Source organism: Actinomycetes bacterium (assembly GCA_035506535.1).
In the GTDB taxonomy this organism is placed as follows: Bacteria; Actinomycetota; Actinomycetes; order DATJPE01; family DATJPE01; genus DATJPE01.
Genome location: DATJPE010000029.1, coordinates 1 through 17,480 on the forward strand (window position 1 = coordinate 1; position 17,480 = coordinate 17,480).

General features: G+C 72.3%; 15 protein-coding genes. 11 read left to right on the forward strand and 4 right to left on the reverse strand.

Annotated features, from left to right (window positions below; translation table 11 throughout):
• The 3 genes from VMI11_03485 to VMI11_03495 form a co-directional block, all read left to right on the forward strand.
• Nucleotides 1-416: ABC transporter permease (locus VMI11_03485; GenBank protein ID HTY71469.1), on the forward strand; the 416-nt coding region annotated here is incomplete at its 5' end.
• Nucleotides 413-1,444: an ABC transporter ATP-binding protein gene (locus tag VMI11_03490; protein HTY71470.1), complete on the forward strand. Its 1,032-nt coding sequence runs from the start codon at nt 413-415 to the stop codon at nt 1,442-1,444. The genes VMI11_03485 and VMI11_03490, both read left to right, overlap by 4 nt.
• Entirely contained in the window at nt 1,441-2,478 is a 1,038-nt protein-coding gene (locus VMI11_03495) for a dipeptide ABC transporter ATP-binding protein (protein ID HTY71471.1), read from the forward strand. Before VMI11_03490 ends, VMI11_03495 begins: the two co-directional genes overlap by 4 nt.
• 9 nt (nt 2,479-2,487) lie before the next feature.
• On the opposite strand, the gene VMI11_03500 is transcribed toward VMI11_03495, so the two are convergent.
• A complete protein-coding gene (locus tag VMI11_03500) occupies nt 2,488-4,569 on the reverse strand; it encodes a prolyl oligopeptidase family serine peptidase (protein ID HTY71472.1) in 2,082 nt (693 codons plus the stop codon).
• A gap of 53 nt (nt 4,570-4,622) precedes the next feature.
• Between VMI11_03500 and mshB the strand changes: the two genes are divergently transcribed.
• From mshB to dapC, 8 genes are all read left to right on the forward strand, one after another.
• Entirely contained in the window at nt 4,623-5,516 is an 894-nt protein-coding gene (gene mshB, locus VMI11_03505; protein ID HTY71473.1) for an N-acetyl-1-D-myo-inositol-2-amino-2-deoxy-alpha-D-glucopyranoside deacetylase, read from the forward strand.
• 109 nt (nt 5,517-5,625) lie between these two features.
• Nucleotides 5,626-7,584: an AAA family ATPase gene (locus VMI11_03510; GenBank protein ID HTY71474.1), complete on the forward strand. Its 1,959-nt coding sequence runs from the start codon at nt 5,626-5,628 to the stop codon at nt 7,582-7,584.
• Between the two features lie 116 nt (nt 7,585-7,700).
• Nucleotides 7,701-8,207: a chemotaxis protein CheW gene (locus tag VMI11_03515; protein HTY71475.1), complete on the forward strand. Its 507-nt coding sequence runs from the start codon at nt 7,701-7,703 to the stop codon at nt 8,205-8,207.
• Between the two features lie 17 nt (nt 8,208-8,224).
• Nucleotides 8,225-9,862, forward strand: coding sequence for a methyl-accepting chemotaxis protein (locus VMI11_03520; GenBank protein HTY71476.1), 1,638 nt, complete (start codon nt 8,225-8,227; stop codon nt 9,860-9,862).
• Nucleotides 9,859-12,075, forward strand: coding sequence for a response regulator (locus tag VMI11_03525; GenBank protein ID HTY71477.1), 2,217 nt, complete (start codon nt 9,859-9,861; stop codon nt 12,073-12,075). The genes VMI11_03520 and VMI11_03525 overlap by 4 nt, the downstream gene beginning before the upstream one ends.
• A 29-nt stretch (nt 12,076-12,104) precedes the next feature.
• The gene (locus VMI11_03530) at nt 12,105-13,064 is read left to right on the forward strand and encodes a response regulator (protein HTY71478.1); all 960 of its coding nucleotides are present in this window, start codon (nt 12,105-12,107) and stop codon (nt 13,062-13,064) included.
• Between the two features lie 122 nt (nt 13,065-13,186).
• A complete protein-coding gene (gene fdxA / locus VMI11_03535; protein HTY71479.1) occupies nt 13,187-13,516 on the forward strand; it encodes a ferredoxin in 330 nt (109 codons plus the stop codon).
• Nucleotides 13,517-13,533: 17 nt separating this feature from the next.
• Nucleotides 13,534-14,622 carry a succinyldiaminopimelate transaminase gene (dapC, locus tag VMI11_03540; protein HTY71480.1) on the forward strand — a complete coding sequence of 363 codons (1,089 nt, stop codon included), beginning with the start codon at nt 13,534-13,536 and terminating at the stop codon, nt 14,620-14,622.
• Between the two features lie 50 nt (nt 14,623-14,672).
• On the opposite strand, the gene VMI11_03545 is transcribed toward dapC, so the two are convergent.
• From VMI11_03545 to VMI11_03555, 3 genes are all read right to left on the reverse strand, one after another.
• Complete coding sequence (locus VMI11_03545) at nt 14,673-15,569, reverse strand: proline iminopeptidase-family hydrolase (GenBank protein ID HTY71481.1); 897 nt, start codon at nt 15,567-15,569, stop codon at nt 14,673-14,675.
• A gap of 82 nt (nt 15,570-15,651) precedes the next feature.
• Nucleotides 15,652-16,206 carry a nucleotidyltransferase family protein gene (locus tag VMI11_03550; GenBank protein ID HTY71482.1) on the reverse strand — a complete coding sequence of 185 codons (555 nt, stop codon included), beginning with the start codon at nt 16,204-16,206 and terminating at the stop codon, nt 15,652-15,654.
• On the reverse strand, nt 16,203-17,312 hold the full coding sequence (locus tag VMI11_03555; GenBank protein HTY71483.1) for an XdhC/CoxI family protein: 1,110 nt from the start codon (nt 17,310-17,312) through the stop codon (nt 16,203-16,205). Before VMI11_03555 ends, VMI11_03550 begins: the two co-directional genes overlap by 4 nt.
• Nucleotides 17,313-17,480: the final 168 nt, after the last annotated feature.

Consider the following 17,480-nt stretch of genomic DNA (forward strand, 5'->3'; position numbering starts at 1 on the left):
GGTTCCAGGGGATGGTGCTGCCCTGGATCGCGATCGCCCTGCTGTACGCGGCCTTCTACACCAGGCTGACGCGCAATCAGATGCTCGAGACCCTCGGCGAGGACTACATCCGCATGGCCCGCGCGAAGGGGCTGCCCGAGCGGCGAGTCATCACCAAGCACTCCTTCCGGGCCGGCCTCACACCCATCGTCACCTCGGCCGGGCTCGACCTCGCCGGTCTGCTGGGAGGCGCCATCGTCATCGAGCAGGTGTTCAACCTCGACGGGCTGGGGAAGCTGTCCGTCGACTCGGTCATCACCTACGACCTGCCCGTCATCGCGGCGACGGTCCTGGTCGCGGCCGTCTTCGTGATCGTGGCCAACCTGGTCGTCGACATCCTCTACGCCGCCATCGACCCGAGGGTGAGGCTTGCGTGACCCAGCCCTACCTCGATGTTCGCGACCTGCGCGTCCAGTTCGGCACCGAGGACGGCATCGTCCACGCCGTCGACGGCGTCAGCTTCTCGTTGGAGCGCGGCAAGACCCTCGCCATCGTGGGCGAGTCCGGGTCCGGGAAGTCGGTCACGAGCCTGGCGATCATGGGCCTGGCCGGCAAGAACGCCGATGTGAGCGGCGAGATCCTCCTCGACGGGGAGGATCTGCTCACCGCGTCCAAGAGCGAGATCCGTGCGGTCCGGGGCAGCAAGGTCGCGATGATCTTCCAGGACCCCCTGTCGTCGCTGCACCCCTTCTACAAGATCGGCGACCAGCTGGTCGAGGCGATGAAGGTGCACAGCAAGACGAGCAAGAAGGACGCGCGCAAGCGCGCCGTGGCGATGCTGGACCGGGTCGGCATCCCCAACGCGGCGCGCCGCATCGACGAGTACCCCCACCAGCTCTCCGGCGGCATGCGGCAGCGCGTCGTCATCGCCATGGCGCTGATCAACAGCCCGTCGCTCGTCATCGCCGACGAGCCGACGACCGCGCTCGACGTCACGGTCCAGGCGCAGATCCTCGAGCTGCTGAACGACCTCCAGAAGGAGTTCGGTACGGCGATCGTGCTCATCACCCACGACTTGGGTGTCGTCGCCAACGTGGCCGACGAGGTCGCCGTCATGTACGGGGGACGGATCGTGGAGCAGGCACCGATCCACGACATCTTCTACGCGCCGGAGATGCCGTACACCCTCGGCCTGCTCTCCTCCCTGCCCCGCCTCGACCGGCCCTCGAGCCGGCTCGACCCGATCGCCGGGCAGCCGCCCTCGCTCATCCGGCTCCCGAAGGGGTGTGTCTTCCGGCCGCGGTGCACCTATTACGACCAGGTGCCGGACAATCGCTGCGGCACCGAACGACCTGAGCTGCTGCCCACCTCTCCGGAGCACCTCGTGCGCTGCCACCTGACCCCTGCCCAGCGCCGCCGGATCGCGGACGAGGCCCTGGCGGCGCACACGGGAGCGACCCCGTGACCACCGCGACAGACCCCCTGCTCCGGGTCACCGACCTGAAGACCTGGTTCCCGATCACCGCCGGAGTGTTCAAGAAGCACATCGGAGACGTCAAGGCGGTCAACGGCGTCAGCCTCACCGTCGATCCGGGCGAGACAGTGGGGCTGGTCGGTGAGAGCGGTTGCGGCAAGAGCACCGCCGGTCGCTCGATGCTCAAGCTGATCGAGCCCACCGGAGGCACGGTCGAGTTCGACGGCCAGGACATCACCGCGCTCTCCCGCAAGGACATGGTCCCTCTGCGGCGCGAGATGCAGATGATCTTCCAGGACCCGTACTCGTCGCTGAACCCGCGGCACACCGTCGGCGGGATCATCGCGGCCCCATTCATCATCCAGGGCATCAAGCCCGAGGGGGGCATCAAGAAGGCCGTCCAGGACCTGATGAGCCGGGTGGGCCTGAACCCAGAGCACTACAACCGCTACCCCAACGAGTTCTCCGGTGGTCAGCGCCAGCGGATCGGCATCGCCCGAGCGGTGGCGCTACAGCCGAGGCTCATCGTCTGCGACGAGCCGGTCTCCGCTCTCGACGTCTCGATCCAGGCCCAGGTCATCAACCTGCTCGAGGACCTGCAGGACGAGTACGGGCTGGCGTACGTGTTCATCGCCCACGACCTGTCCGTGGTCCGCCACATCGCCGACCGGGTCATGGTCATGTACCTCGGCAAGCTGGTCGAGGTCGCCGACTCCGAGGAGCTCTACCGCTCACCTCGTCACCCGTACAGCGTGGCCCTGCTCTCCGCGGTCCCGGTGCCCGACCCGATCCGGGAGGCGGCCCGGGAGCGGATCCTGCTCACGGGCGACCTGCCGAGCCCGAGCGACCCGCCGTCCGGGTGCGTCTTCCGGACGCGCTGCTGGAAGGCCCAGGAGATCTGCGCCACGGAGGAGCCGCCGCTGCGCGAGCTGGCCTCGCGTCACCAGGTCGCCTGCCACTTCCCGGAGCAGCCGGACCGCGGCGAGTCCATCGTCGCGCCGGGCGTCGCCGCCGCCGACGCCTGAGAAGCAGCCCTAGCGGACCCCGAGCGCGTCCTTCAGGAAGCTCACCTGCAGCAGGAGCAGGTTCTCGGACACGACCTCCTGCGGGGTGAGGTGGGTGATGCCGGACAGCGGCAGCACCTGGTGCGGTCGTCCCGCGGCGAGCAGCGCGCTGGAGAGCCGCAGCGTGTGGGCCGGCAGCACGTTGTCGTCGGCCAGGCCGTGGATCACCATCAGCGGGCGGCGCAGCTCGGCGGCGAGGTCGAGCAGGGAGCTGCGCGCGTATGCCTCCGGGTTCTCCTGCGGCAGACCGAGGTAGCGCTCGGTGTACGCCGTGTCGTAGAGCGTCCACTCGGTCACCGGCGCGCCCGCGACGGCGGCGTGGAAGACGTCAGGACGGCGCAGGACGGCCAGGGCGGCCAGGTACCCGCCGAAGGACCAGCCGCGGATGCCCACGCGACCGAGGTCCAGCGCACCCGGGTACGCCTTCGCGGCGGCCTCCAGTGCAGCGACCTGCCCCTCCAGGGCCGGGGTGGCCAGGTCGAGGCGGACCGCCCGCTCCCATGACGGCGATCCGGGCGCCCCGGGGCCATCCCCGATGACGACCGCGAAACCCTGGTCGGCGAACCACTGGTCCTCGAGGTAGGCCCGCCCGGCGTAGGTGACTTCCGCGTGGTGCGGGCCCCCGTAGGGGGCCATGAGGACCGGCAACGGAGCGTCCTCGGCGTTCCAGCCGGTGGGCAGCAGCACGGCAGTGCGCACCCGGTCGCCGGGGACGAACGCCGGTGCCGCCTGAATCGGCGGCTCCGCGGCGAGGACCCGTGGCGCCTCGAGCGTGGAGCCGTCGGCTCGCATCACCGCGAAGTGCGGTGCAGGGGAGTCGATGGTCTCGCTGCGTACGACCGTGGTGCCCCCGGCTCGCCTGGCCGCGGACATGCCCGAGCCCAGGCCGGTGAGGCTGCCGTCGCGGCCGAGCAGGTACGCGCGCCGCTCCACCGGGTCCTCACCGGCGAGCAGCAGGACCGCGTCGTCGGCCACGTCGAGGACGGCGCGGACCTGCAAGGCCTCGGGGGTCAGGGCCTCGCCGTCGGCGAAGAGCCGATAGCTGTCGGCCTGCACCTCGACCGTGAGGACTCGCTCGCCCCACCAGCACGGAGTCCCCGGGACGACATCCACCCACGACGGGTCGGTGATCTCGAGCTGCTCCTTGGGCGCTGCCGGGTCCTCGACCGACAGGACCAGCTGCCGCTGCTGGCGGCGATCCATCAGCGAGACCAGCGCCGGTCGGGCCGGTGTCCACGACACGCCGACGAGGTAGGGCAGGGCCTCGTGGTCCCACGGCACCTCGGTGCGTCCCCCGTCGAGCGCGACGTACCACAGGGCCACCTCTGCGTTGGCGGTCCCGGCCGCGGGGTAGCGGTGCTCGTGCGGGCGCTGGTCGGGGTTGGCCGGGTCGGCGATCCAGAACGTCCGCACCGGGCGCTCGTCGACCTGCGCCACCAGCAGGCCGGTGGACTCCGGGGACCACCACATGCCATGGAAGCGGTCGAGCTCCTCGGCCGCGACGAACTCGGCGAGCCCCCAGGACTCCTCCTCCGACGCCGGGGCGCACAGGGTCCGCGCCTCGTCCCCGTCGATGCTGACGACGTGGACCGTGCGGCGCGCCACGTACGCGACCCACTGGCCGTCCGGGGAGACCTGCGGGTCCGCGACCGGGGTCTCCGCCGGGATCTCCCGCACCCCCGCGTCGCCCACCAGGTCCGCGACGAACAGCCGCGAGGAGAGCGCGAAGACCGCTCGGGTGGCCGCGGCGTCGGTGCTGTACGCCGTCACGCCTGCCCCGACCTCGCGGGAGCGCTCGCGCCGCGCGCGCTCGTCGTCGCTCAGATGCTCCTCGCCCTGGGCGAGCAGGGCCGCGGGGTCGGCGACGAGGCGCTCCTCCCCCGACGCGACGTCGAGGACCCACAGGCGGCCCACCCGGTCGACGCCGGAGGTGCTGCGCACGAACGTCACGCGCGCGCCGTCCGGGGAGATGGTGATCCCACGGGGGACGCCGAGGGTGAAGCGCATCGTGCGGGCGAGCAGGCGCGGGAAGCTGGGCGAGTCGTTGGTCACGCACCGATCCTGCCAGTCGCGCGCCGCTCCGGTGACTGTCGTAGCGTGCGGCCATGACCGATGTCCTGGCCGCACGCCGCGCGATCTTCGTGCATGCGCACCCCGACGACGAGTCGATCGCCAACGGAGCGACGATGGCCCGCTACGCCGCGGAGGGAGTGCACGTCACTCTCGTGACCTGCACCCGGGGCGAGGAGGGCGAGGTCCTCGTGCCCGCTCTCGAGCACCTCGCCGCCCAGCACACCGACGAGCTGGGCGCCCACCGGGAGCAGGAGCTCGCCGCGGCGATGGCCGAGCTCGGGGTCGAGGACCACCGCTTCCTCGGCGGAGCCGGTCGCTACCGTGACAGCGGGATGATGGGTGAGCCGACCAACTCACGCCCCGACTGCTTCTGGCAGGCCGACGTCGACGAGGCGGCGGGTCACCTGGTGGCGGTGCTTCGCGAGGTACGTCCCCAGGTCCTGGCGACGTACAACGCCAACGGTGGCTATGGGCACCCGGACCACATCCAGGCCCACCGGGTGGCGATGCGGGCGGTGGAGCTCAGCGCCGATCCGACGTACCGTCCCGAGCTCGGCGAGGCGTGGCTGGTGGCCAAGGTCTACGAGAGCGCCCTGCCCCGCTCGTACATGGAGCGCGGGCTGGAGGCGATGAAGGCCAGCGGGACGGACTTCTTCGGGGTCGACTCCGTCGACGACTTCCCGTTCGTTGATCCCGACGAGTCGGTGACCACGCGAGTGGACGCCCGGGCGTACGAGCCGGTGAAGATGCGCGCGCTCGCCGCGCACGCGACCCAGGTCACCGTCGACGGCCCGTTCTTCGCCCTGTCCAACAACGTCGGGCAGGAGGCGTGGGGCTATGAGTTCTACCGGCTCGTCCAGGGGCGGACCGCGGCTCCCTTCGACGAGGACGGGCGCGAGGACGGGCTCTTCAACGGCCTGGAGTGACGGCCGCAGGCCGGCCCGCCCTTGATCCGCCGAACGGGTGAACGGGGCAGACACCCCCCACCGGTCGGGAAAGACTCGGGGTTCGGACCCTGTGGAGGGAGGCGATCCGGTGGCGAGCGAGGCATCCGGCCTGCACGTCCTCGATGCGGCCAAGGCGGACGTCGGCCGCACCCGGGAGCGGGCCCGGCAGCGCCGGCTGACGCGGCTCGCGCTCTGGCTCGGCGTCCCGACGCTGTTCCTCTGGTACCGCCTCGCGGACCGCCGGCCCTTCAACGTGCTCGCGATGCCATCGGTCCCGATCAACGTCCTGGTCTACCTGCTCTTCTTCGGCGCCCTCGGCGCGGTGGCGCTGGTCCCGATGCTCATGGCGCGGCGCTCCCCGCACGTGACGTTCAGCCCGGAACAGATCGACATCAGGCTCAGCGACGTGGTCGGGATCGAGCCGGTCAAGGAGGAGGTGGTCCGCTCCCTCAACCTCTTCCTGGCGCACAAGCAGTTCGCCGACACGATGGGCGGCACGCCGCGGCGCGGCCTGCTCTTCGAGGGCGCTCCGGGAACCGGCAAGACCCACCTTGCCAAGGCGATGGCCCGCGAGGCGGGGGTGCCCTTCCTGTTCGTCTCCGGCACGTCCTTCCAGAACATGTACTACGGCGCGACCGCGTGGAAGATCCGGGCCTACTTCAAGGCCCTGCGCAAGGCGGCGCGCACCGAGGGCGGTGCGATCGGCTTCATCGAGGAGATCGACGCCATCGCGGTCGCCCGCGGTGGGCTGGGGGCCACGGCGATGCCCGACGTCGCCCGCATGGTCTCCTGCTGCGGAGGGCTCGAGGGGCTGCCGAGCCTGTACGGTCAGCCGGCCACGACCGTTCACCCCAACATCACCAGCGAGGGCGTCGGCGGCGTCGTGAACGAGCTGCTGGTGCAGATGCAGTCCTTCGACACGCCAACCGGGTGGCAGCGCCTGCGCGCGTGGGGGGTCGACCACGTCAACCCGCTGCTTCCGGCCTCGCGCCAGCTGCACAAGCCGAAGCCGAGTCCCACGAACGTGCTGATCATCGCGGCGACCAACCGGGCTGACAACCTCGACCCCGCCCTGCTGCGTCCCGGACGCTTCGACCGCCGACTCACCTTCGAGCCCCCGGACAAGGCCGGCCGTCGCGAGCTCGTCGACTTCTTCCTCGCCCGCAAGGCGCACCACCTGGAGCTGGACGAGGACGAGCAGCGTGACCAGCTGGCGAGCGTGACCCAGGGCTACACGCCGGTGATGATCGAGCACGTCTTCGACGAGGCGCTGGTCAACGCGATGCGGCGCGGCGACGAGATGATGAACCGCCGAGACGTCGAGCGGGCACGCCTCGTCGAGGAGGTCGGCATGGGCCAGCCCGTGGCCTACACCGACCACGAGGCGCGCCTCATCGCCACCCACGAGTCCGGACACGCCACGGTCGCGTGGCTCGTGGCGCCGTACCGGCGCCTGGAGGTCCTGACCATCATCAAGCGGCGCTCGGCGCTGGGGATGCTGGCGCACGGGGACGCGGCCGACGTCTACACGCGCTCCCGGTCGGAGCTTGTGCACCTCATCCAGATCGCCATGGGGGGCCAGTGCGCGGAGGAGATCTTCTTCGGCGACGTCTCCACCGGCCCGGGCGGGGACCTGCTCTATGCGACGAACGTCGCGGCGCAGATGGTCGGCGCGGCGGGCATGACCGACACCCTGGTGTCCCTCGGCGCGGTCCAGGGGTCCGCCTTCAACGACACCAACCTCGTGGGCAGGGTGCTCGCCGACGCTGACGGCCGCCGCCGCGTCGAGGACCTGCTCCAGCAGCAGAAGATGGTCGCGTCGAGCCTGCTGAACGCGAACAAGCACCTCGTGGAGGCGCTGCGCGACGCGCTGCTGGAGCGCCACGAGCTCGTGGGGCGCGAGATCACCGCCGTGCTCGAGGCCGCGCGCGACGCGCACGAGCGCCGCGGGTCGAGCACCATGGCAGGCCTCATCGACCTCCGTGACGCGGCACCTGCGCAGCCCGCCTCCGTCGCCCCCGCCCCGCCGGCCGCTGAGTCCGAATGAACGCGGCGTTCCTCCAATAGGTCCGGAGCAACGTCGCGTTCAGTCGAAGACATCGGGCGGCGGGGGACCACCCGAACGGCCTACAGGAGCGCGCCCGAGCCGCCGATGACCTGCACGTGCAGGAAGCCGCGACCGTCTCAGACCGCGAGCCGGGGGATCCCGGCGAGCCGGTCGAGGTCGTCCCCGACGCGATCGTGGTGCGCCTGGGAGTCGCCCGGTACGCCGTCCCGATGGCCGACGTCGCCGAGGTGGTGCCGGTGCCGGCCGTCACGCGGGTCCCTGGGATGCCCACCTGGCTCGCCGGGGTCGTCAACTGGCGCGGGCACGTGCTGCCGGTCCTCGACCTGCGCCCGGTGCTCGGCGAGCCGACCAGCCCGCTGCCGACGAGCGCGCGCGTCGTCGTCCTCACCCGCGACGGGATCGAGGCCGGCCTGCTCGTCGAGCTGATCACCGGACTTCTGACGCCCTCCCAGGCCGCCGCGCTCCCCACCCCCTCGACTGCCTCCACGGGCGCCGTCGAGCTCGTCCATGGCGTCGTGGACTCGGGCGGCCCGGTCTCCCTGCTCGACGCCGAAGCCGTCCTCGACCTCCGCCGTTCCCTGCCGTCGACCCGACGCAGCTGACCAGCCCAGGAACCGACATGACCGCAGTCGAGAAGAGCCCCGAGCCCACGCACCGCCGCTTCACCGCGATGATCATGCGCGAGGCGGCCGCCGTCGAGAGCCCGCGCCGGCTGTTCCTCACCACGAGCGGCGTGCTCGCGGTGCAGCTGCTCGTCACCGCCGTCGCCCTGGCCCTCGGGACGGCCGGTAGCCGCGGGCTCTACGTCACGTTGGGCATTGGGGTCGTCCTCGTGCTCGCCGGCTTCGTCCTGGCCGCCGTGTACACCGGAGAGGGCACCGTCCCCCCGATCCCGCTGCGCATGCTGGTCGTGGTCGCCGACGTCGCATGGTGCGCGGCCCTCGTCAGTGTCTCCGACGGACTGAGCGGCCCGCTGTGGGCGACGGCGCTCCTGCTGGTCATCTTCGCGGTCGACATCAGCGACGGCCGGCTGGCTCTGGTATTCGGCGTGTTCGTCCTGCTCGCGTTCGTGCTGGCCGCTCAGCTGGGCGGCCCGCTGGTCCGCGACGACACCCCGCTCCTCGCCGTCGCCTGCATCCTGCAGGCGGCCGCGGTCGTGTTCTGCTGGGGCCTGTCGGCCTCGCTGCGGGCCCGCCAGAAGGAGATGCTCGCCGACCAGCAGCTGCTGGCCGAGCAGGTCGCGCTCCTGTCCGAGGCGCTCGGGCGTGCCGCCGAGGGCGACCTCAACCAGGCCAGCGTCCTCGCGAGCGAGCGCGTGGTCTCCGCGGGCGCGATCGGGCAGCTCGCGCTCCGCTTCAACGACACCGTCGGCAACCTGCGGCACCTGGTCGAGCAGATCCGCGACGCCGGTGACCAGATCTCGGTGTCGGCCGGCCAGCTGCTGGCCACCGCCGAGGAGCATGCCGCCAGCGCCACCGAGCAGTCCAGCGCCGTGACGGAGACGTCGAGCACGATCGAGGAGCTCGCGGCGACCGCGGCCCAGATCGCCGACACGGCCGAGTCGGTGGCCCGGTACGCCTCCGAGACCCTGCGTCACGCCGAGCACGGCCGCAGCGCGGTCGCGGCCAGCGTGGAGGCGATGGACTCCATCGCCCAGCGCGTGGACTCGATCGCCGCCCGGGCCCTCGGCCTGGGGGAGAAGAGCCAGGAGATCGGGCGGATCCTCGTCGTCATCGACGACATGAGCGACCAGACCAACCTGCTGGCGCTCAACGCGGCCATCGAGGCCGCGAGGGCAGGGGAGCACGGCCGCGGTTTCGCCGTCGTCGCGAGCGAGGTGCGCAAGCTCGCCGAGCGCGCCCAGGAGTCCACCGGCCAGATCCAGTCCATCGTGGCGCAGATCCAGGCCGAGACCAACGCGACCATTCTCGCGTCCGAGGAGGGGGCCCGGGAGGTGCACGCGGGGGCGGCGCTGGCTCGCGACGTGGTCGACGCCCTCGAGCGCATCTCCGGCATGGTCGACGAGACGACCACCGCCGCCCAGGAGATCTCGATCGCCACCCAGCAGCAGCGCTCCGCGTCCGAGCAGGTCGTGGCGGCGATGAGCCAGGTCTCCGACGCCTCCCGCCAGTACGCCATCGGCTCGAAGCAGACGGCGACCTCGGCGGCCCAGCTGACCTCGCTCTCCGACCAGCTCCGCGAGGAGATCGCCCGCTTCAAGGTCGGGGACGACGGCGGGGTCGGGGCCCGACGGTGAACGGTTGGACCGACGACCCCGAGCTCGTCGCCATCTTCCGCGCGGAGGTCGACGAGAAGCTCGAGTCGCTGCGGGCCGGCCTGCTGAGCCTCGAGGGACACCCCTCGCCGCGTGACGTCGTCGGCGGCCTGTTCCGTGATGCCCACACGGTCAAGGGGTCGGCACGCGCGCTCGCGCTGGACGGGGTCGTCGGGCTGGCCCATCGCGCGGAGGACCTCCTCGGCGCCCTCAAGGACGGCCGCTTCGGCGTGCGGCGAGACCTGGTCGACCTGCTGCTCGTCACCGCCGAGTGCATCTCACGGGCCATGCCGGGCGCGGAGCGGGCGATCGGCGCGGCCGAGATCGACGAGGTCGTCCGCGCCCTGGACTCGGCCCTCGCCGGTGACGATCCGGTCGAGGTCCCGAAGCTGGGGCGTGCCGCGGCGCTCGCCGAGGCCGTGGCAGCGGAGGCCGAGCCCGGCCGCCCGCGCCTCGGCGACTCGGTGCGCGTCCCGACCCGCCGGGTGCACGACCTGCTCGACCTCGTGGGCGAGGCGGACCTGTCCACCCGGGTCCTCGACCTGCACATCACGTCGTGGAACGCGATGGCCGCCGAGTGCGCCCGCGCCGTCAGCGACGTACGCCGTCGCGTCGAGCTCCTCGGCCTGCCCGCTCCGGTCCTGGACGCACTGGCGTCGCTGGCGGCCCAGAGCGACCGGATGAACGCTGCGGCACGGGTGGCGCGCGCCGACATCGACGAGACGCACGCGCGGCTCGGCCGGGTCCGCCAGGGTGCCCTCGGTCTGGCCATGGTGCCGCTGCGCCGAGTGGTGGCGGCCTTCCCCCAGCTGGTGCGTGAGGTGGCGGGAGCGACCGGCAAGGACGTCGAGCTCGTCCTCGAGGGCGAGGACGTCGAGCTCGACGCCCGGGTCCTCGACGGCGTCGCCGACGCGCTCGGCCACCTCGTCACCAACGCGGTCGACCACGGCTGCGGCACGCCCGAGGAGCGCCGGCTCGCCGGCAAGAGCAGCCGGGCGCGGGTACGGGTCAGCGCCGCCGCCGCGGGGTCATCGGTGATCATCGAGGTCGCCGACGACGGCATGGGCATCGACGAGAACGCGCTTCGGGACGCGGCGATCCGCCGCGGCCTGCTGCCCGAGGACGCGGCGGTCTCCGGGCAGGCGCTGCTCGCGGTGCTGTTCGAGCCCGGGTTCTCCACCCGGGACGTCGTGACCGAGACCTCCGGGCGCGGGGTGGGGCTCGACGTCGTGCGCCGTGCCGCCCAGGACCTGGGCGGAACCGCCGAGGTGTTCTCCGAGCCCGGGGTGGGCACCCGCTTCGTCCTCACTCTGCCGGTGACCCTCGGTGTGCTTCGCTGCCTGGTCGCTCGGGTCGGTGAGGAGCGCTATGCCCTGCCGGTGACCAACGTCGTGGAGACCATCGCGCTCAAGGACTCCGCGGTGAACACCGTGGCCGGTGTCCCGACCGTGGACCGGGGGGGCGTGCCGGTGCCGCTGGCCGACCTCGGCGCGGTTCTCGAGGTCCCCGGCGAGCGGACGCCCGCGGCGGCCGTGGTCGTCCGCCACGGCGGCACCGGCGTCGACCTGATGGCGTGGACGGTCGACCGCCTGGTCGGGGAGCAGGAGATCGTGGTCAAGGACCTCGGTGGGTTTCTCGACCGGCCCCCCGGTCTCAGCGGCGCCGCGATCGACAGCGACGGAACCCTGATGCTGCTGGTCGACGTGCGGGACCTCAGCGTCCAGGGCGCACGCCGGATCCCCGTCGCGGCCACCGTCCCCGCCTCGCCTCGTGGCAGCGCGAAGGAGGCTGCCGAGGCCGACGCCGCTCCAGCCGCCCACCGAAAGAGGGCCCGGGTCCTCGTCGTGGAGGACAGCGCCGGGGTGAGGGAGCTCCAGCGGGTCATCCTCGAGGCGGCGGGCTACGACGTCGTCACCGCGGTGGACGGCCAAGACGGTGCCGGTCGCCTCGGCGGGGACCCTGTCGACCTGGTCCTGTCCGACGTCGAGATGCCGGGGATGGACGGGTTCACGCTGACCCGCACGATCCGACGTACCCGCGGGTGGGAGTCCGTCCCGGTCGTGATCATGACCTCCCGGGGGGACGAGGCCGACCGGCGCGCCGGACTCGACGCCGGCGCCAGCGCCTACCTCCTCAAGAGCGAGTTCGACCAGGCCGAACTCGTAGAGACGGTCCGACGTCTCGTCGGCCGCTGATCGGCCCCTCCGCGACAAGGACACGCCTCATGCCCACCGTGGTCATCGCCGACGACAGCCCGACCCTGCGCCGCATCGTCGGAACGGTGCTCGGCCGCGCGGGCTACACCGTGGTGATGGCCGAGGACGGCGTCCAGGCGGTGCAGGCGGTCTTCCAGCACCAGCCGGACGCCGTGATCCTCGATGTCCAGATGCCTCGCGTCTCGGGGTACGTCGCGGCGCGGCTGATCAAGGACGACTGGCAGACGGCGGACATCCCGGTGCTGCTGCTGACCTCCCTCGACGCCGCCAGCGACCGGTACTGGGGCCGGCACGTCGGCGCCGACGCGTTCATCACCAAGGACTTCGAGGCGCCCGACCTCATCGACACCCTCCTCGAGCTGCGGACGGCGGCCGACGACAAGCGCGGCGGGCGCGCGCGGCTGACCCCCGACCCGCTTGAGCTGTCCGACGACGCCGTCTTCGGGCGGGTCTGCGACCTGCTGGACCGCAAGCTGTTCGAGGCCCAGGTCGCGGCGGACATGACGGCCATCGCGGCCGACGTCCACGGCTTCGAGGAGACCGTCGCCGCCGTCCTCGGGGTGATCGGCGCGATCGTCGACTACGACCTCGCCGCGCTGCTCATGCTCGACGACCGCAGCACCTACCTCACCGTCGCCCGCGAGACCTCGCACCGGCAGTACGCGGAGCTGTTCGCCGCCGTCGCCGACGCCGCGTCACAGGTCACCGGGGAGCACGTCGAGGTGCACGACCTGCAGCCGCGCCTGGCGGACCCGGACCACCTGCTCGGGGCCGACGACGAGGGCGACATGGCCACCTTCTTGTCGATGCCCCTGCGGGCTCGCGGCCGGGTGGTCGGCGTGCTCGCGCTGTCCAGTGCGGTGAAGAGCGCGTTCGGGGAGGCCTCGCTGTCGACCCTGCGTCTGGTCGAGCAGCCCGCCGCGGTCGTCATCGACAACGCCCGGCTCTCGGGGATCAGCTCCGGCTGACGGCACGTCGCGGCCCGGATCTCGCGCGCCGACCGGGTGCTCGGGTGGCGCGGTCGGGGCATGGGGCACAATGCCCCGCAGAGCGCGGACCCGAAGCCCCGCGTGCGTCCCTGGGAGGGATCGTGACCTACGTCATCGCGCTGCCGTGCGTTGACCTGCTCGACAAGGCGTGCATCGAGGAGTGCCCGGTCGACTGCATCTACGAGGGCGAGCGGATGCTCTACATCCACCCTGACGAGTGCGTGGACTGCGGGGCGTGCGAGCCCGTCTGCCCGGTCGAGGCGATCTTCTACGAGGACGACGTACCCGAGGAGTGGAAGGAGTTCCACAAGGCCAACGTGGAGTTCTTCGACGACCTGGGTTCACCCGGCGGCGCCTCCAAGCTCGGCAAGATCAACAAGGATCACCCGTACGTCGCCGCGCTCCCGCCGCAGCAGCACGACGAGCACTGAACGCGTCTGACCAGGGGCTGGCGGCCCGGCTGCCCGACTTCCCCTGGGACACCATCGCCGAGGACGCCGCCCTCGCGCGGGCGCACCCCGACGGCGAGGTCGACCTGTCGGTGGGCACCCCCGTGGACCCGGTGCCGGCCGTGGTCCAGGAGGCGCTGCGAGCGGCCAGCGACAGCCCGGGGTACCCCACCGCGCTGGGGACCTCCGAGTTCCGCGAGGCCGCCGCGTCCTGGCTGGCCCGGCGCCTCGGCGTACCCGGTGTCGACCCGGGCACGCAGGTCCTGCCGACGATCGGCTCCAAGGAGCTCGTCGCGCACCTGCCGCTGTGGCTGGGAATCGGTGCCTCCGACACCGTCGTGGTCCCCGAGGTGGCGTACCCGACCTATGCGGTCGGCGCGCTGCTGGCCGGGGCGCGGGTCGTCGCCAGCGACTCACTCACGGCACTCGGGCCGGCCTCGCCGCGCCTGCTCTGGGTGAACTCGCCGAGCAACCCGACAGGCCGGGTGCTGCCCGCCGAGCACCTCGCGAAGGTGGTCGCCTGGGCCCGCGAGCGCGGATGCGTCGTCGCCTCCGACGAGTGCTACTGCGAGCTGGGGTGGACGGCCCGGCCGGTGTCGATCCTGCACCCGTCGGTGTGCGGGGACTCCGTCGACGGCCTGCTCGCCGTGCACTCGCTGTCGAAGCGGTCCAATCTCGCCGGCTACCGGGCCGCGTTCGTCGCGGGGGACCCGCGCCTGCTCGCCCAGCTGCTGCAGATCCGGCGGCACACGGGCCTGCTCGTCCCTACCCCGGTCCAGCAGGCCGCCGCCGCCGCTCTCGCGGACGATGAGCACGTGGCGGCGCAGCGGGCGCGCTACGAGCGCCGCCGCGCCGTCCTCCTCGAGGCGCTGACCAAGGCCGGGCTGAGCGTCGAGCACTCCGAGGCCGGCCTCTACCTGTGGGTGACGCGTGGCGAGGACGGCCGGGCGACGTTGCGCTGGCTCGCCGAACGGGGCGTCCTCGTCGCGCCGGGGGACTTCTACGGCGCCACCGCCTCGACGTACGTCCGGGTGGCGCTGACCGCGACCGACGAGCGCATCGCAGCCGCGGCACACCGGCTCACCTGAACCTGTCAGACGTCTCGTGCGCCAGGGCGCACGAGACGTCTGACAGGTCGTCAGTCGTGGCCGGCCAGGAAATCGCCCACCACGGCCATGTACTCCTCGCGCTGCTCCCACATGGGCAGGTGCGAGCCCTCCTCGAAGATGTGCAGCCGGCTGTCCGCGATGCCGGCGAGGAGGGGTTCCTGCAGCTCGGGGGCAGCCTCGTCGTAGCGCCCGCAGAGCACCAGGGTCGGGACGCGGATCAGGTCCAGCCGGCCGAGCGAGGTCCAGTCCTTGATGCTGCCGATGACGTGGAACTCCGACGGCCCGTTCATCGTGTGGTAGACGGTCGGGTCCGACTCGATGGCGGCGAAGCTACGGACGACGGGCTCCGGCCACGGGTCGACTCGCAGCAGGTGGCGGCGGTAGAAGACGTCGCACGCCGCCGCGTACTCGGGGTCGTCGGTCGTGCCCGCTTCCTCGTGGCGGCGCAGCGTGTCGTCGACCCCCGGTGGCAGCTCGCTGCGCAGCCGGTTGGCCACGGACACGAAGTCGGGGAAGCTCGCGGCGGAGTTCGAGAGCACCAGCGAGCGCAGCCCCGGCGGCTGCGTGAAGGCGTACTCCTGGGCGAGGAAGCCGCCCCAGGACTGGCCGAGCACGTGGAAGCGCTCGTCGATCCGCAGCTGGCCCACCAGGTTCGCGAGCTCGCGCACGAACAACTCGACGGTCCAGAAGTCGGCACCGCGCTGGGGCAGGTGGGTGGAGTTGCCGTTCCCCAGCTGGTCGTAGAGGACCACGGCCCGCCCGTCGGACGCGAGGTCGGCGAGGGGCACGAGGTACTCGTGCGTCGCCCCCGGTCCGCCATGGAGGACGACGAGCGGCGCGGGAACCGCTGGGTCGCCGGGCCGCAGGTCCCCCTCCACCCGATACCACGTCCGGAACCCGTCGAAGTCCGCGAAACCCTCGGTCACGCTCGGACCCTAGCCCGTGCGGTCCCGACTTTTCCGACGTCCACGTGAGCTCGTCGCGGGGATGCGTCGGAGAAGTCGGGGCTCAGCCGGGAGTGGGGACGTCGAGATCCTCGTCGTCGGCGACGTCACCGACCTCCACCAGCAGGAGCTCGTCCCGGTGGGCGTCGAGGTAGTCGCGTGCCCCGCGGTCGCCGCGTGCGCCGGCGCGGACCCCCGCCCAGTGCGCCCGGCTGATCAGGACCGGATGCCCGCGTCGTCCGTCGTACGTCGCGGCGACGAGCCCGGCGTCCACCGCGGCGACTCGTTCCACCGCCGCCACCGTCAGGCCCGGTAGGTCGACGAGGGTCACCAGGACCCGCTGGGCGGGCGAGGCCTCGAGCGCCTCGAGCCCGACCCGCAGCGAGGAGCCGAGGCCCTCCTCCCACCCGTCGTTGTCCACGACGTCGGCGGCCGGCACGTCGCCGCGCCACGCGCCGAGGACCACCACGACGGGATCGCAGCCGGCCTCGCGCAGGGTCCGCACGGAGCGGTCCACCAGCCGCTCGCCGTCGACGACGACGGGCGCCTTCGGGCCGCCGTACCGGCGCCCGGCGCCCGCGGCGAGCACCAGGCCCGCCGTGGCCGTCGCCTGGGTCAACGCGCGACGCCGACGTGGATGGGGCCGTCGGACTCCGCCAGCGAGCGGCCGCTGCCCCCCCACCGCTCCCGGACCACTTCCGCGAGGATGGAGATCGCGGTCTCCTCCGGGGTACGGGCACCGATATCGAGGCCGATCGGGGAGTGCAGCCGCTTCGACTGCTCCTCGGTCACGCCCGCCTCGCGGAGCCGGGCCAGGCGGTCCTCGTGGGTGCGGCGCGAACCCATCGCCCCGACATAGGCGGCCGGGGTGCGCAGCGCCACCTCCAGGGCCGGTACGTCGAACTTCGGGTCGTGCGTCAGCACGCAGATCACCGTGCGCTCGTCGACCTGCTGGGTGGCCAGCCACCGATGTGGCCAGTCGACGACCACCTCGTCGGCGTCGGGGAAGCGCTTGGTGGTCGCGAACACCGGTCGGGCGTCGCAGACCGTGACGTGGAAGCCGAGGAACTTCCCCGCGCGGGCGAGCGCCGCGGCGAAGTCGATGGCTCCGAACACGATCAGGCGCGGGGGCGGGGCGAAGCAGGAGACGAAGACCTCCAGCTCGCCTTCGAGGCGTTGGCCGTCCACGCCGTAGCGCAGGAACCCGGTGGTCCCCGACCGGAGCATCCCGAGGGCGTCGTCGGTCACCGCGGCGTCCAGCCGGGCCGACCCGGTGCCGCCCTCGACCCGCCCCTCGCGCACGAGCAGGTGCCGGCCGAGGCGCTCCGGCGGACCCTGCACGACAGTGGCCACCGCCACCGCCTCGTGCAGCTCGACACTGCGTGCGAAGCCCGCCAGCTCGGGCCACGTGACGGGGTCGACGCGCTCGACGAAGAGCTCGAGGATGCCTCCGCAGGTGAGGCCGACCTCGAACGCCGAGTCGTCGCTGATGCCGTACGTCACACGCTGGGGCAGACCGCTTTCGCGGATCTCGGTCGCGAGCTCGTAGACCGCGCCCTCGACGCACCCGCCGCTCACCGAGCCGACCGCCTCGCCGGTCGCCGTCACGAGCATCGAGGCGCCGGCCGGGCGCGGGGCGGACCGCCAGGTGCGCACCACCGTGGCCAGCCCGACCGGTTCGTCGCGCGACCACGCCTCGAGCAGTGCGGGCAGGATGTCGCGCATCGAGCCTCCGACCTCGTCGTACGGGACGTGTGACGAGTGTGCGCTTCACGTCGCCGCGCTGCCAACGCGATGCACCAGCACGACGTCGTTGGGTACCAGCGGAGGAGACGCACTCGCGGAGGAGACGCTCGAGGCTTACGGTGCAACGCAGGTGCGCGGACCCGTTTC